Source organism: Burkholderia sp. Z1, from assembly GCF_014893795.1.
Lineage (GTDB): Bacteria > Pseudomonadota > Gammaproteobacteria > Burkholderiales > Burkholderiaceae > Burkholderia > Burkholderia theae.
In genome coordinates this window covers 105,957-119,860 of the sequence record NZ_JACFYL010000003.1, presented here as the reverse complement: position 1 = coordinate 119,860, position 13,904 = coordinate 105,957, and the positions used below count along the sequence as shown (strand labels likewise).

Here is a 13,904-nt window from a genome sequence, read left to right as displayed (position 1 = left end):
TGCCATCGCATGATGCCCGAAAGCGGACGAATCCGGCGTCTCGCGCCCGTTTCCGTCAGGCCGTCGTTCGCGCGCCAGGCTCCCACCGGCCGACGTCGTCGAGCGGATACACGGGCCGCGCAAGCCGCTCGTAGCGAAACAGCCCGTAGTCCGAGCCCGTCACGCCGCGGCTGTCGCATTCGACCAGCGCGGCCGCGATCGGCACGAACACCGGCCGGCAATACATCCGCGACTTCAGCAGCAGGAAGCGCGCGCGGCGTGGATCGACGCCGACGCTCTCGAACACGCCGAGATCCCACGGCTCCTGCGTGCGTTCGGTGACGACGAGCGTCGCCGCGCCGATGTCGAGCACGGCCGTGCGGCCCATGTACGCGCGCTGACCCGTATAAGTTGGCCCCGTGATCACGTATTCGCCGTCGGTTATCGCGCGCACGACGCCGGTCGCGCGGAACGGCTCGCGCCGCACGCCGCCGTGCGACGGCAGCCGATTGCCGACCGGCACCGTGACGGTCGCGCCGACGCCCGCATCGATCAACGCCGCGACGGCTTGCGGGTCGCACAGCGGCCCGCTGACGATGCCGTCGAGCCCGTGCGCGAGTGCGGCCTCGAGCAGGTCCATCGTGTCGCACGGGCCGCCCGACATGCAGTTGTCGCCGTGATCGAGCATCAGCACGGGGCGATCCGCGTCGCGCGCGAGCGCCGCGGCCTGTGCGACCGACTCCGCGAGCGGCGCGCTGCGATACACGAACTCGTCGCGCGCCGCCCAGATCTGCCGCGCAATGCGCTCGGCCACCGCGTCGGCCGCGGCGCGATCGCCGTTGGCGACCACGACGACGCTGATGCGCGGCGCGGGAATGTCCGCGAGCGAGAAGCCTGGCAACACCGACACCGCGAGCATCCCGTCGGCCTCGGCGGCACGCGCGGCCTCCACCGCGCGCCGCATCGCGCCTTCCGCGCTCGCGCTGCGCAGCGTCGACGTCATCAGCGGCGGCTGCCGCCACGCGAGCACGGGCTGCGCGCGACCGTGAAGCCGGTCGAGCAGCACGCGCGCCGCATGCTCGCCGGTCTCATACATGTCGACGTGCGGATAGGTCTTGAAACTGACGATCACGTCTGCGTGGTCGATCATCTTCTGCGTGACGTTCGCATGCAGGTCGAGCGCGACGGCGATCGGTGCGTCGGGCAGCGCCGCGCGCACGCGCGCGAGCAGGTCGCCCTCGCCGTCCGCGCTCTGCTCTGCAACCATCGCGCCGTGCAGGTCGAGCATCACCGCGTCGCAGCCGGGCGCGGCCGCGACGATCGCATCGCAGATCGCCGCGTAGGCGTCGGCCGCGACGGGCCCGCTCGGGTTCGCGGCCGCCGATACCGGCGTCACGACTTCCGCGCCTTCTCGCGCGGCCGCGTCGAGGAACGCGGCCATCGCGGTGCGCATCCCGTGGTTCGCGCGATACGCATCGTCGCCCCAGTCGGGGCCGTTGCGGCCGAACGCGGCAAGCGGCGTCGGCACCGGCGAGAACGTGTTGGTCTCGTGGTTCATGCGGGCGATCAGGATCTTCATCGCGCGCGGCCCTCCGCGAGCGCGGCCGCGCCGCGCATGCCCCCGGTCATGTCCAGAACCTGCATCGTCGAACTCCTCGCAATCGATGAAACGGCGCGGCGCCCCGCAGGACACCGCCGCCCGGTTGGCGCATCCGCGCGTCGCTCAAGCGTACCCCGTCGTGCCCTTCGTCTCCAGATATTCGACGAGGCCGAACTCCGCATACTCGCGCCCGTTGCCCGAACGCTTGTAGCCGCCGAACGGCGCGGCCGGGTTCCACGCCGGATAGTTGATGTGGACATCGCCGACCCGCAACCGTGCCGCGACGCTGCGCGCACGCTCGAGATCCGTCGACTGCACGTAGGCCGCGAGCCCGTAGACCGAATCGTTCGCGAGCGCGACGGCCTCGTCCTCGGTCCGGTAGGTCATGATCGACAACACCGGCCCGAAGATCTCCTCGCGTGCGATCGACATGTCCGGCGCGACGTTCGAAAACACCGTCGGCCGCACGTAGAACCCGTCGCCGAGCCCGTCCGGCCGCCCGGGGCCGCCGGCGACGAGCGTCGCGCCTTCGTCGATCCCGAGCCGGATGAAATGCTGGATGCGGTCGAACTGCGTGCGGCTGACCACCGGCCCGATACCGGTTTCCGGCGAACGCGGGTCGCCAACGACGGTGCGTTCCGCTTCCCGGCGCGCGGCCTGCTCGGCCAGCGCCAGATGATCGGCGTGCACGAGCATGCGGGTCGGCGCATTGCACGACTGGCCGCTGTTGCTGAAGCAGCTGCGCACGCCGCGCGTGACCGCATCCTCGATGTCGGCGTCGGGCAGGATCAGGTTCGGGCTCTTGCTGCCGAGCTCCTGGTGCACGCGCTTCACGGTATCGGCGGCGGCCTTCGCGACCTCGACGCCCGCGCGCGTCGAACCCGTGAACGACACCATGTCGACATCCGGGTGCCGCGACAGCGCGTCGCCCACTTCATGCCCGTAGCCGTGCACGAGGTTGAACACGCCGGGCGGCACGCCGGCCTCGTGCAGGATCTCCGCAAACAGGATCGCGCTGAACGGCGCGATCTCGCTCGGCTTGAGCACCATCGTGCAGCCGGCCGCGAGCGCCGGCGCGACCTTGCACACGATCTGGTTGATCGGCCAGTTCCACGGCGTGATCAGCGCGCACACGCCGATCGGCTCGTGCGACACCAGCAGCGAATCGGTCTGCGCGCTGAACCGGAACGACTGCAGCGCACGGATCGTCTGCTCGAGGTGCGCGGTGCCGACCGCGGCCTGCATCGCGCGCGCGAATGCGATCGGCGCACCCATTTCCTGGCTGATCGTTTGCGCGACCTCTTCGTAGCGGCGCTGGTAGATCTCGAGCACGCGCCGCAGCAGCGCGACGCGCTCGTCGACCGGCCAGCGCGAGTACGTGTCGAATGCGCGCTTCGCCGCGCCGACCGCACGGTCGACGTCGGCCGCGCCGCCGATCCTGAGCTGCGCATACGGTTGCGCGGTGGCCGGGTCGATCACGTCGATCGCCGGTGCGCCGGCCGGATCGAACCACTGGCCGTCGAGATAGGACTGTTGTGACGTTCGCATCGAATGCTCCTGTTGTGACGGATGCCGGCGCCGCGCTCAGCGCGTCGCTCGCGCAAAGGTGTCGACGAGGATGTCGCGGATCTGCGCGACGAACCACACGATCTCGTCGCGCGACATCACGAGCGGCGGCGAGAACTGCACGATCGGCGTGCCTTCGTGATCGACGCCCGCGCGGCACAGCAGCCCCGCGTCGAAGATCGCGGGCGCGAGCAGCGTCGACACGAACGCCTGCGCGCTGATGCCGGCCGCCCAGCGGCGCGCGGCCTTGTCGGTCACGAGTTCGAGCGAGTAGTGGTAACCGTCGCCGCGCACGTCGCCGACGCACGGCAGTTCGAGCAGCCCGTCGAGCGTCTGGCGGAACACCGCTTCGTTGTCGCGGACGTTCGCGAGCACGCCTTCGCGCTCCATGATCGCGAGGTTCGCGAGCGCGGCCGTGCATGCAACCGGATGGCCGCCGTACGTCGCGCCGTGCAGGAACATCTGCTGCGGCCCGTCGAGCACCGTGTCGACGACCGCATCGCTCGCGATCACGCCGCCGAGCGGCACGTAGCCCGACGCGATGCCTTTCGCGAACGTGATGATGTCCGGCTTCAGCCCGTAGCGCGCCGACCCGAAATATTCGCCGAGCCGGCCGAACCCGCAGATCACTTCGTCGGCGACGAGCAGCACGCCGTGCCGGTCGCAGATGTCGCGCAGCCCGGCCGCGTAGCCGGCCGGCGGCGTCAAGCTGCCGCCCGCGTTCTGCAGCGGCTCGACGACGATCGCGGCCACCGTATCCGGCCCTTCCTGCACGATCAGCGATTCGATCTCGTCGAGCAGGTGGCGCGTGAACTGCGCTTCGGTCTCGCCTGCCGGGCGGCCGTAGCGCTTGGTGTTGCCGACATGCCGCACGCCCGACATCAGCGGCTCGAAATGCTTGCGGAAGTTGGTCATCCCGTTCAGCGCGAGCGCGCCGAACGACGTGCCGTGATACGCGACGCGACGCGCGATGAACTTGCGCCGCTGCGGTTCGCCGCGCGACTGGTGATACTGGCGCACCAGCTTGATCGCCGCTTCGTTCGACTCCGAGCCGCTCGACGTGAAGAACACGCGGTTCAGGCCTTCCGGCGCGAGCGCCGCGAGCTTGTGCGCGAGCCGGATCGCCGGTTCGTGGCCATAGCCCCAGTTGGTCGCGAACGGCAGCCGCACCATCTGCTCGCGGATCGCGTCGCCGATCTCCGCGCCGTGGCTGTAGCCGACCTGCACGCAGTACAGCCCGGCCAGCGCATCGAAATAGCGCTTGCCGTTGCGGTCGACGAGCCAGCAGCCTTCGCCGCGGTCGAACACGGTCAGCGCGTGGTCGCGATACGCATCGGCGTGCGTGAAGTGCATCAGCAGGTGGCGCTTGCCGAGCGCCTGCAGGTCCGCATCGAGATTGACGTCAACAGCGTTCATGGATCATTCCTCCTTCAGGGTTTCCAGGCCGGCATCGCGCGGCCGGCCATTCAATTCATCGACAGCGTCGGCGCCGGGCGCGTGAAGCCGCGCGTCAGCCACACGAGCTGGCAGAGTCCGAGCACGAGCCAGCCGATGCCGACGTAGAACGTCTGGCGCGACAGTCCCGACCAGAGCCACACGTTCATCGCGAAGCCGATCGCCGGCATCACGCCGAACGTGATCCAGCCCGCGACATGACGGTGCTCGGGCCGGCACAGATAGCTGCGCATCACGCACAGGTTCACGATCGCGAACGCGACGAGCGCGCCGAAGCTGATCATCGTCGACGCGAGATCGAGCGTGATGAACAGCGCGGACAGCGACACGACGCCGACCACGAGCGTCGCGCGCACCGGCGTGCGCAGCCGCGCATGCAGGTGACCGAACACGCGCTCGGGCAACACGCGGTCGCGGCCCATCGCGAACAGCACGCGCGTCACGCTGGCCTGCCCGGCCATCGCGCTCGCGAAGCAGCCGGCCACGTACACCGCGACGAAGAACGCCGACAGCGTGCCGCCGCCGATGCGCCGCATCAGTTCGAGGCTGGCCGAATCGAGATCCTTGAACGCGTGCCAGTCGGGGAACACCACTTGCCCGGCATACGCGATCAACATGAACAGCAGGCCGCTCGCCAGCGTGCAGAGCAGGATCGCGCGCGGCACCGTGCGCCGCGGCTCGTGTGTCTCCTCCGACAGCGTGGTGACCGCATCGAAGCCGAGAAACGACAGGCACAGGATCGCGGACCCGGCGAAGATCGCGTGCGCATCGCCGGACGTCGGCAACACAACCGCGAGCGACAGCCCTTCGCCGGCCGCGACCTGCGCCGATGCGATCACGAAGATCGCGATGAACACGAGCTGGCTCGCGATCAGAATGAGGTTCACGCGATTGACGAGCCGGATGCCGACGATGTTCAGCCCGGTGATCAGCACGATGCTCCCGACGATCCACACGCTGGCCGGCACCATCGGAAACAGCTGCTTCATGTAGATGCCGATCGCGAGGTAGCTGATCATCGGGATGAACAGGTAGTCCATCAGCAGCGCCCAGCCGACCATGAAACCGGCCGACGTGCCGAAGTTGCGGCTCGCGAACGTATAGGCGGACCCGGCGCTCGGCATCAGCCGCGCCATGTGGCCGTAGCTGCGCGCGGTGAACAGCATCGCGATCAGCGTGACCGCATACGCGGCCGTCAGATGCCCGTTCGTCTCGCTCGTGACGAGCCCGTAGGTCGTGAACACCGTCATCGGCAGCATGTACGCGAGGCCGAAGATCACCAGCGTCGAGAGTCCGAGCAGATGCGGCTTGCGGCGTCCGTCCGCATCGTCTCGATGCATGCGCGGCCCGATGTCATTCATCGCGGCGACTGATGCGGATCGACCTGGCCTGTCGTTGTCCATGCTGTCCTCACGTGGGTGGCTTCGATGACTTCAACGCTCGTTCGCGCGGCACTGCCGGCGTGTCACGATTCGAAGAAAGTGTGGTGCGCCAAAAAATCGAGGACGAATGAGAAAAGCGGACGTAATCGGGGGATATTTCCGGACGCGTTGCCGCGCGTCGCGCCGGCCGGTCGTCATGGATGCTGCGCCGCACTGGCGTTTCGCGGACATTCCGGCTATGTTCTACGCGAACCCGTCGCCCCGTCAGCCCCATGGATAGCAGGTCTCATCGAAACCAGAGCAGGGCCGAGCGCAGCCTGCGTTCGTCGCTCGGCCTCGCGCGTCCGGCCGGACGCCAGGAGGACATTCCCGCCACCGTCCACGCGATCGCGGTCGCGCTGGACGAGTGCCGCGTGCGGCACATCGACAGCGCCGCGCTGCTCGAAGGCACGGGGCTCGGCGCGGACGAAGTCGCATCGCCGAACCTGCACGTGAATCGCGGCCAGGAACAGCGCTGTTTCAGCAACCTGCTGCGCTGCAGCGGCGTGCCGTCGATCGGGTTGTCGATCGGCGCGCGGCTGCATGTGTCGACGCTCGGCCTCGCCGGTTACGCGATGCTGATCAGCGGCTCCGTGATGCAGGCGTTCCGCTGCATGAGCCAGTTTCCGTTGTTCATGGGGCTGTATTTCGACGTGCGTATCGACGCGCACGCGGACGGCATGAGCGTGACGATCGGCCGCTACAACGGCGAGCCCGATCTCGAGGTGTTTCAGGTCGACATGTGCCTGTCGAGCCTGCGCCTGATCGTGTCCGATCTGGTCGGCAAGCCGGTCTGGCCCGAACAGCTGCAGCTCGCGCGCCGCACGTCGCGCAACGCGGCCGATTACGCGCGCCACTTCGGCTGCAAGGTCGCATTCAATGCAGGCGACAACCGTCTCATGTTCACGTCCGTGAACGGCACGGAAGCGCCGCGTCTCGCGAACGAAGTCAGCTTCAATGCACTGCACGGCCAGTGCGAGGCGCTCGAACGGCAGTGGGCCGCGTCGGTGGGCACGCGCTTCGCCGATCGCGCGAAGGAGTTGATGGCGCGCGACCTCGCGCGCTTCAAGTCGATGACGGCGCTCGCGGACGCACTGCACCTGACGGAGCGCACGCTGCGCAGGCGGCTCGACAAGGACGGCATCACGTTTCAGTCGCTGCTCGATGAAGTGCGTCACGACGAAGCGGTGCGGATGCTCGACGATCACACATTGACGGTTGCGGCGATTGCCGAACGTCTCGGCTACAGCGAGCCACGCAGCTTCCGTCATGCGTATCGGCGCTGGACGGGCAAGACGCCGCGTGCCGACGCGGACGTCGACGCGTGAGGCGAACCGGTTACGGCTGCATAACCGGCATCACGACTTCTTGCACACGTAATCCATCACGAGTTTCTGCATGGAATCGGGCACGACATTGTCGTAATCGTCCGGGTATTCCGGAGACACGCTCACCTCGCCGGGCGCTGTTCCAACCATCGTCGTCTCGCCCATGGCCCAGGTCTTGTCGAGGCAATTGAACGACCACAGGGACACCATGCTCTTCGTCGGAAACGGCGCCGAGTAGGGCTGGGGATCGCCGAAGACCACCCTGACCCGGGTCCGGGTCAGGTTCTTGTCGTGAACGATGGAAGACGTGTCGACATAGACGGCTGTGGCCGACCCTTCGATGAGCGTGGTCCAGTTCGCGGCACACGCCCCGTTGATCGTGAATGCAAGCACGGCACCCGCGAGCGCGCTTCTTTTCATTTGCGTTCCTTGAATCTTGCCGGGGAATTCCGATGGCGTGATTCTACGTTCTTCGCTCACGCGTCATGCAGGCGAATCGACTCGCGTAGAATGCGCGCATCAAATCAACCAGAACGGGGCCGCGGCCGCTTGCCGATTCCACCCGAGACGCGTCTGCCGATGCAGTCGATACGACTCGCAACGACGCAGCGCAATCATCGGTAACCGCGGCGGCGATCGACGTCGTCGCCTGCCCGGGCGAACGTCGCCGCGACGCTCGTCGACCGACGAAGCATCCATGAGCAAACCGATCCTGTACCTCCTCGCCGGCAACGGCAGCGCGGCCGACTGGTGGGACGATGCGCTGCCCCACTTCCGGCACTACCGGCCCGTGCCGCTGGAACTGCCGGGTTTCGGCGACCATCCCGCGCCGCCCTGCGAAGACCTCGCCGCCTACGCGCAAGCGCTGCTGGAGGCGACCGAGCCGGGCCACGCGATCATGGCGGTCGGCGTGAATGCGCTGCTGGTGCTGCACGCGTCGCAGCGGCGCCCCGGCCACTTCAGCCGCAGCGTGCTGCTCGCGCCCGTCGGTGCGTTTCTGTGGGAGCGACGCCTGCCGAAGCTGATGGCGCCGAAGCCGCTGCGCAAGACCATCCACTGGCTGCTCGCGCACTACCCGACGCTGTTCGCCCGCAAGTTCTCGAACCAGACGTGGACACCCGCGCAGTATCGCCGCATGGGCGCAGGCTATGCACGCTGCCGCGCGTTCCTGCCGCACTGGGATCTCGTGCGCTCCGATACCGCGCTGCCACTGCTCGAATGGGTCACCGATCGCATCGAACTCGTGTGGGGCGACCAGGACAACGTGCTCGGCGTGCGCCAGGCCGCCGCGTGGTCGGCCATCCTCGCGCGCGCCGACCTCACCGTCACGCTGCAGGCGGGCTGGGGACACTATCCGTGGATCGACGCGCCGGCGGCGTTCGCGCAGTGGCTCGAAGCAGGCGATGCCGGCTTCGTCGCGCACACGAAAGGCGGGCGCCTCGCGCTGGCCACGATGGCCGGGCTGCCCGTGCCGCCCGCGCTGTCGCTGACCCGCGCCGACGACCCGCGCCTGCCCGGCTTTCTCGCGAGCCAGCCCGACGCCGTGTGGGCGATCCGCTCGTCGAGTCATGGCGAAGACCAGGCCGATGCGGCCAATGCCGGCCTGCACACCACGTTCCTGCGCGAGCCGGCGTCGCAGGCGGCCGCGCGCGTGGCCGAACTGCTCGACGGCGGCCTCGAGGAAGCGGTCGTGCAGCGCTTCATCACGCCGGTGCTGTCCGGCATCGCGTTCGTGCGCCATCTCGCGGTCGAAGTGGAATGGGTGCAAGGCCACCTCGAAACGCTCGCCGACGGGCAGGCGAGCCCGCAGCGCGCGATCCTGTCGCGGCTCGGCGAGCCCTGGCAGAGCGGCACGTTCGCTACCGCGCACGGCCTCACCGCACAGCAGCTGTGGGCCTTCCTGCAACGCGTGCTGCGCGCGTTCCATTACGTGCCGGGCGATGTCGAATGGGCGTGGGACGGCACGCAACTGTGGCTGCTGCAGTACCGCCCGATCAGCAGCTACGGCTGGCACCGGCACCTGACCTCGGCCAACATCGCCGAGATCCTGCCGCCGCAGCCGAGCCGGCTGGTCGAGTATGCGCAACGGCGCGCGGCCGGCAGCATCCCGGCCATCATGGCGCGCTGGGATGCGCGCGTGCTGCGCGACAACGAACCGTTCACCGCGCTCTATGGCGGCGCGTCGTACATCAACAACGACCTGTTCCTCGCGCGCCTGGCCGACTGGGGCGTATCGGCCGGCAACTACAGCGGCGAGATCGGCGGCGCGACGCCGCCGCTACGCTGGCGCCCGCTGCGCCTGCTGCGTTCGCTGCCGGTGTTCTGGCGCATGCTGCGCGTCGCGCGCGGGCACCTGCCGACGCTCGAGCGCGGCTTGCAGCGCTTCGACCGGGAACTCGCGACGCTCGTCGAACAGCGCGCCGACGGCCAGCAGCTGGCCGACTGGTTCACACGCTTCTACGTATTCGTCGTGCAGGGCAACCTGTGCATCACGGCATCGCTGGCCAGCAGCGGCGGCGCCCTGTGGGGACGCCCGCCCACCGTCTACGGCCAGCTCGACGACAGCCCGCACCGGCTGCCGTGGGAAACCGATCCGGGCACCGCGCGGCCCGCGGCCACGGACCTGCCGCTGCAGGCGTTTCCCGACTGGCCGCTGCCGGTCCGCATGCTCCACACGCTCGGCGCGCCCGGCATGCGCGGCTGGTATCTGCAGGTGCGCGAGTGGTATCGCGACAACCTGATGCGCGTGTTCTTCCGCCTGCATCATGCGATGCCGGCCGCCGACCGCGATGCGTGGTTCGCCCCCCATCCCGAGCGCCGCGAACGCAACGGCAGCTTCTGGCAGGACGGTGGCGAAGGCACCGACGAGGCAACCGGCTTCATGATCTATCCGGGCCACACGCAGGGCGTGCTCGGCCACGACATCCTGCTGGAAGACACGCTCGACCCGGGCCGGCACGCGCAATACCAGGCCGCGCGCGCCGTGATCGCCCGCATGGGCGGCCGGCTGTCGCATGGCGCGACGCTGCTGCGCGAACTGCGCAAGCCGTCAGCGGTGCTGCCGCGCGTCGATGCGGCCTGGATCGGGCGCGAAGTGCGGCTCAGCGACGGCCGGCTGACGCTGGTCGAGTAAGCACCCGCCGTCGTGTTGAACGGCACGGCGGCGGTCGCTACACTGGTCCGGCGAATTCCGGAGACCCCACATGAAAGAAGCGCTCGCAAAACTGTCGGCGGACCTCGAACGGCTGCTCAAGCTGCGCAGCATCCCGTTCGGGATGAAGCTGTTCGAACGGCGCGAGGACATGGAAGCCGTGCCGCGCATTCGCCGCCCGAAAGCGATCCATTCGCTGGACCAGATCGTCGGGCAAACGGCGCGGCTCGGCTTCACGCTCGGCATCACCGCCGACGATCTGGTCGGCGCGCAATGCCGGTCGGTCATCGGGCTCGGTCACGCGAAGGATGCCGAGTGGACCTCCGGCCAGCAGATGGCAGGCGTCTGGTATGCGACGCAGGAGGATTCGCGCGCCCATCAGGCCGCGATGCACTGCGTGCCGGACGGCAAGTACGAAGCGCTCGTCGTGTCGCCGCTCGCGGCCGGCCGCATCGAGCCCGACATCGCGCTGTTCTATGCAACGCCCGGCGCGATGATGTATTTCATCAACGGGCTGCAATGGTCGGGGTACAAGCGTTTCGACTGGAGCGTGGTCGGCGAATCGGCCTGCGCGGATTCGTGGGGGCGCGCGCTGGCGACCGGGCAGCCGAGCCTGTCGATCCCGTGTTACGCGGAGCGCCGCTACGGCGGCGTGCTCGACGACGAGATGCTGATGGCCTTGGCGCCCGATGCACTGGAACAAGCGATTACCGGGATGGACGCGCTGGCGCGGAACGGGCTGCGCTACCCGTTCGCGCAGTACGGCATCCAGCAGGACGTTCGCGCGGGGATGGAAGTCAGCTACCCGAAAACGACATGACGCGTCGCGAATGACCGGAGCCGAAGTCGGATCTCAGCGCAGCGGCGTGCGGATCTTGCCATCCACCTTCAGCGTGCGCCTGTCGTGCGCGGCCTCGTATTCGACCGTCTGCGCGGGCGTGACCGCACCGTACGACCGGCCGTTCACATAGACGATACCGTCCCGCAGTTCGACCTTGTCGCCGTTGACCATCGCGGTGGCCCGCTCGCCCTGCAACACCGCGCCCGAACACCCGGCGGTCGAAAAGCTGCGGACCGACGTGCCCGGCATCGCGGCGTTGCCGCCCGGGTCCGCCGCGTTCGCCGCGCTGCAGGGCGGCGCATCCATGCTGCCGGCCGCGCGGAGCGTTCCCGCGCTGATGCCGCATCCGGCCAGCAACGCAATCGTCATCGGCAACAGCTTGTTCATGGTGATCTCCGTGGTCCGTGGCCGCGGATCGAGACCGCGGCATCACGTCGGCTGATGGCCCTTGCCTGCAGGTCGGCCAGATGCACCCAGTATGCGACCACTACACGGCGCTCGGCCATCCGCTTCACTACCATTCACCACCGATCCCTGCCAGCTGGTCCCGACCCCTGAATCCGCTTCAACGCTTCCGCCGGAAACAACCGGTTCACGTGAAAATCCGCCTTGATCAAGTTGCGACCCGCAACTATTATTGATTGCGATACGCAACCATTCCGGGCAAACCATGGATCTCATCGACGCTCCCGCCAAGCCTCGCGAGGCGACCATCCTCGAGCTTCGCGACTTCTCCCGCAAACTGGTCCGCGAGCTTGGCTTCATGCGCGCCACGCTGGCCGACAGCGACTGGGCGCCGTCGGCCGTCCACGCGATCCTCGAGATCGGGATGACGCCCGGCATCAACGCCAGGGATCTGGGCCATGTCCTGCGGCTGGACAAATCGAACACGAGCAGGCAACTCGCCCGGCTCGAGGCAGCCGGTGTCGTGGAGCGGCGCGTGTCGAGCGACGACGCACGTGCGACCGAGTTGACCCTGACTGCGGACGGGAAAAAGCTCCAGAAAAGAATCGACAAGTTCGCGACGGATCAGGTGTCGAATGCGTTGCGTCGCATGATTCCCGCCGACCAGCAGGCGCTGCTGCGTTCCCTCGCGCTGTATGCCGATGCGCTCGCGCAGGACAACGCGGCCAGGACGCCCGCCGCGACACCCGAGGCGCCGCCGATTCGCGAAGGCTATCAACCGGGCTGCATCGGCGACATCGCGAGCCTGCACGCACGCTTTTATTCGGAGCACTGGGGATTCGGCGCCTTTTTCGAAAAGCGGGTGGCGACCGAGCTTGCCGAGTTCGCGGGCACGTTGCCGGCCGACGGCAAGGCGCTTTGGCTCTGCCAGGAAGACGGACGCACGCTCGCGTCGCTCGCGATCGACGGAGACCCGGCAACCGGCGTCGCGCACCTGCGATGGTTCATCGTCAACGATGCGTTGCGCGGATCGGGCGTCGGGCGCCAGCTCATGACGCAAGCGATGCGCTTCGTCGACGCACAGCGGTTTCGCGAGACCTACCTGTGGACGTTCAAGGGCCTGGATTCAGCGCGCCATCTGTACGAGTCGTTCGGCTTTACGCTGACCAGCGAATCCGCGGGCACGCATTGGGGAACCGAGGTGGTCGAACAGCGCTTCAGCCGGCCGGGGCCGGGCCGCTGATGGTCAACGGGCAGCGTCCGTTCCGAATGCCGCTATAGTCTCTCGACGAACCATTTCCGACTCGCCGACACGAGGACGCAACGCATGTTCGAACGTCTCGCGGCCCTCGCGCTCTGCGCGGCGATCACCGCACCAGCCGCCGCAGCCGACATCGACCCGATCGATCAGCAGATGACGCAGTGCCTGAACGACCCCGAGCACGCATCGACGGGCGGCCAGGACGAATGCATCGGCGACGCGGGCCACGCATGGGACGCGCGGCTCAATGCCAGCTATCGCGCGCTGCAGGCATCGCTGCCGGCCGCGGACCGGCCGGCACTGCTGCACGCGCAGCGCGCCTGGCTCGCACGCCGCGATGCCGACCTGAAGCTGATCGATGCCGTCTACGCGACGACGCACGGCACCGTCTATGCGCCGATGAATGCAAACGATGTGATGAGGCTGACGCAGCAACGCGCGCAGACGCTGCAGCGTTTCGAATCGGATCGCGCCGCACACCGCTTCAGCATGACCGGGCGTCTGCCGCCGGCAACCGAAACAAAGCCCGAACGTGTCGCAACCGTCCCGCAACGCGGCGCACGCTTCGAACGCGCGCACTGCGCGGCGCTCGTCGATCTCGACGCAATGGGCTGCTGCGCGGCGCAGGCCACGCCGCTGTATCTGCAAGACATCGACGACGCGACGAAGGCGATCGAGCGTCGCCTGCCGCGCGCGTCGCGCGATGCCATGCGGATGTCGTCGCAGAAATGGCAGGCGTTTGTCGCCGCCCAGCCGCCGCTGATCAGTGCGCTCTACCCGGCTGCAAATTCCGCCGGCGTGAAGCCGCAGGTCGCGATCGAAATGCGCGACGAAGCCGCCGCGCGCCTGCAGCAGCTCGTGTACGCCGAAGACAAGATCGGCGCCGATTGATGCGGT

11 protein-coding genes are annotated in these 13,904 nt (G+C 68.3%); 5 read left to right on the top strand and 6 right to left on the bottom strand.

Translation table 11 applies throughout. The features are described from left to right. Window positions 1–55: 55 nt before the first annotated feature. The 4 genes from H3H55_RS32970 to H3H55_RS32955 form a co-directional block, all read right to left on the bottom strand. Window positions 56–1,558 carry a M81 family metallopeptidase gene (locus H3H55_RS32970; protein WP_193102435.1) on the bottom strand — a complete coding sequence of 501 codons (1,503 nt, stop codon included), beginning with the start codon at window positions 1,556–1,558 and terminating at the stop codon, window positions 56–58. Between the two features lie 144 nt (window positions 1,559–1,702). After that, window positions 1,703–3,127 (bottom strand): aldehyde dehydrogenase family protein, encoded by a 1,425-nt coding sequence (locus tag H3H55_RS32965; protein ID WP_193102434.1) that lies wholly within the window; start codon window positions 3,125–3,127, stop codon window positions 1,703–1,705. Between the two features lie 36 nt (window positions 3,128–3,163). Beyond that, window positions 3,164–4,561 (bottom strand): aspartate aminotransferase family protein, encoded by a 1,398-nt coding sequence (locus H3H55_RS32960; RefSeq protein WP_129517662.1) that lies wholly within the window; start codon window positions 4,559–4,561, stop codon window positions 3,164–3,166. A 50-nt stretch (window positions 4,562–4,611) separates the two neighbouring features. Continuing rightward, a complete protein-coding gene (locus H3H55_RS32955; protein WP_193102433.1) occupies window positions 4,612–6,003 on the bottom strand; it encodes an APC family permease in 1,392 nt (463 codons plus the stop codon). A 251-nt stretch (window positions 6,004–6,254) separates the two neighbouring features. Here H3H55_RS32955 and H3H55_RS32950 point away from each other — a divergent pair, with 251 nt between their 5' ends. Continuing rightward, window positions 6,255–7,349, top strand: coding sequence for an AraC family transcriptional regulator (locus H3H55_RS32950; protein ID WP_193102431.1), 1,095 nt, complete (start codon window positions 6,255–6,257; stop codon window positions 7,347–7,349). A 30-nt stretch (window positions 7,350–7,379) separates the two neighbouring features. Here the strand turns inward: H3H55_RS32950 and H3H55_RS32945 are convergent, their stop codons facing one another. Then, complete coding sequence (locus H3H55_RS32945; RefSeq protein ID WP_193102430.1) at window positions 7,380–7,769, bottom strand: surface-adhesin E family protein; 390 nt, start codon at window positions 7,767–7,769, stop codon at window positions 7,380–7,382. 277 nt (window positions 7,770–8,046) lie between these two features. Here H3H55_RS32945 and H3H55_RS32940 point away from each other — a divergent pair, with 277 nt between their 5' ends. Together H3H55_RS32940 and H3H55_RS32935 are read left to right on the top strand one after the other, a co-directional pair. Further along, a complete protein-coding gene (locus H3H55_RS32940) occupies window positions 8,047–10,482 on the top strand; it encodes a PEP-utilizing enzyme (RefSeq protein ID WP_193102428.1) in 2,436 nt (811 codons plus the stop codon). Between the two features lie 70 nt (window positions 10,483–10,552). Beyond that, the gene (locus tag H3H55_RS32935; protein ID WP_193102426.1) at window positions 10,553–11,320 is read left to right on the top strand and encodes a DUF169 domain-containing protein; all 768 of its coding nucleotides are present in this window, start codon (window positions 10,553–10,555) and stop codon (window positions 11,318–11,320) included. A gap of 33 nt (window positions 11,321–11,353) precedes the next feature. Here H3H55_RS32935 and H3H55_RS32930 read toward each other — a convergent pair whose 3' ends face one another. Beyond that, a complete protein-coding gene (locus tag H3H55_RS32930; RefSeq protein ID WP_193102424.1) occupies window positions 11,354–11,728 on the bottom strand; it encodes a sugar ABC transporter ATPase in 375 nt (124 codons plus the stop codon). A 283-nt stretch (window positions 11,729–12,011) separates the two neighbouring features. Here H3H55_RS32930 and H3H55_RS32925 point away from each other — a divergent pair, with 283 nt between their 5' ends. Then, window positions 12,012–12,989: a helix-turn-helix domain-containing GNAT family N-acetyltransferase gene (locus H3H55_RS32925; RefSeq protein ID WP_193102422.1), complete on the top strand. Its 978-nt coding sequence runs from the start codon at window positions 12,012–12,014 to the stop codon at window positions 12,987–12,989. A gap of 84 nt (window positions 12,990–13,073) precedes the next feature. Continuing rightward, window positions 13,074–13,898 carry a lysozyme inhibitor LprI family protein gene (locus H3H55_RS32920; protein WP_193102420.1) on the top strand — a complete coding sequence of 275 codons (825 nt, stop codon included), beginning with the start codon at window positions 13,074–13,076 and terminating at the stop codon, window positions 13,896–13,898. The last annotated feature ends 6 nt before the right edge of the window (window positions 13,899–13,904 follow it).

Coding starts and splice junctions, on each gene's coding strand:
- H3H55_RS32925 (WP_193102422.1), top strand. CDS start 12,012: ATGGATCTCATCGACGCTCCCGCCAAGCCTCGCGAGGCGACCATCCTC.
- H3H55_RS32960 (WP_129517662.1), bottom strand. CDS start 4,561: ATGAACGCTGTTGACGTCAATCTCGATGCGGACCTGCAGGCGCTCGGC.
- H3H55_RS32955 (WP_193102433.1), bottom strand. CDS start 6,003: ATGGACAACGACAGGCCAGGTCGATCCGCATCAGTCGCCGCGATGAAT.
- H3H55_RS32940 (WP_193102428.1), top strand. CDS start 8,047: ATGAGCAAACCGATCCTGTACCTCCTCGCCGGCAACGGCAGCGCGGCC.
- H3H55_RS32945 (WP_193102430.1), bottom strand. CDS start 7,769: ATGAAAAGAAGCGCGCTCGCGGGTGCCGTGCTTGCATTCACGATCAAC.
- H3H55_RS32970 (WP_193102435.1), bottom strand. CDS start 1,558: ATGAAGATCCTGATCGCCCGCATGAACCACGAGACCAACACGTTCTCG.
- H3H55_RS32965 (WP_193102434.1), bottom strand. CDS start 3,127: ATGCGAACGTCACAACAGTCCTATCTCGACGGCCAGTGGTTCGATCCG.
- H3H55_RS32920 (WP_193102420.1), top strand. CDS start 13,074: ATGTTCGAACGTCTCGCGGCCCTCGCGCTCTGCGCGGCGATCACCGCA.
- H3H55_RS32950 (WP_193102431.1), top strand. CDS start 6,255: ATGGATAGCAGGTCTCATCGAAACCAGAGCAGGGCCGAGCGCAGCCTG.
- H3H55_RS32930 (WP_193102424.1), bottom strand. CDS start 11,728: ATGAACAAGCTGTTGCCGATGACGATTGCGTTGCTGGCCGGATGCGGC.
- H3H55_RS32935 (WP_193102426.1), top strand. CDS start 10,553: ATGAAAGAAGCGCTCGCAAAACTGTCGGCGGACCTCGAACGGCTGCTC.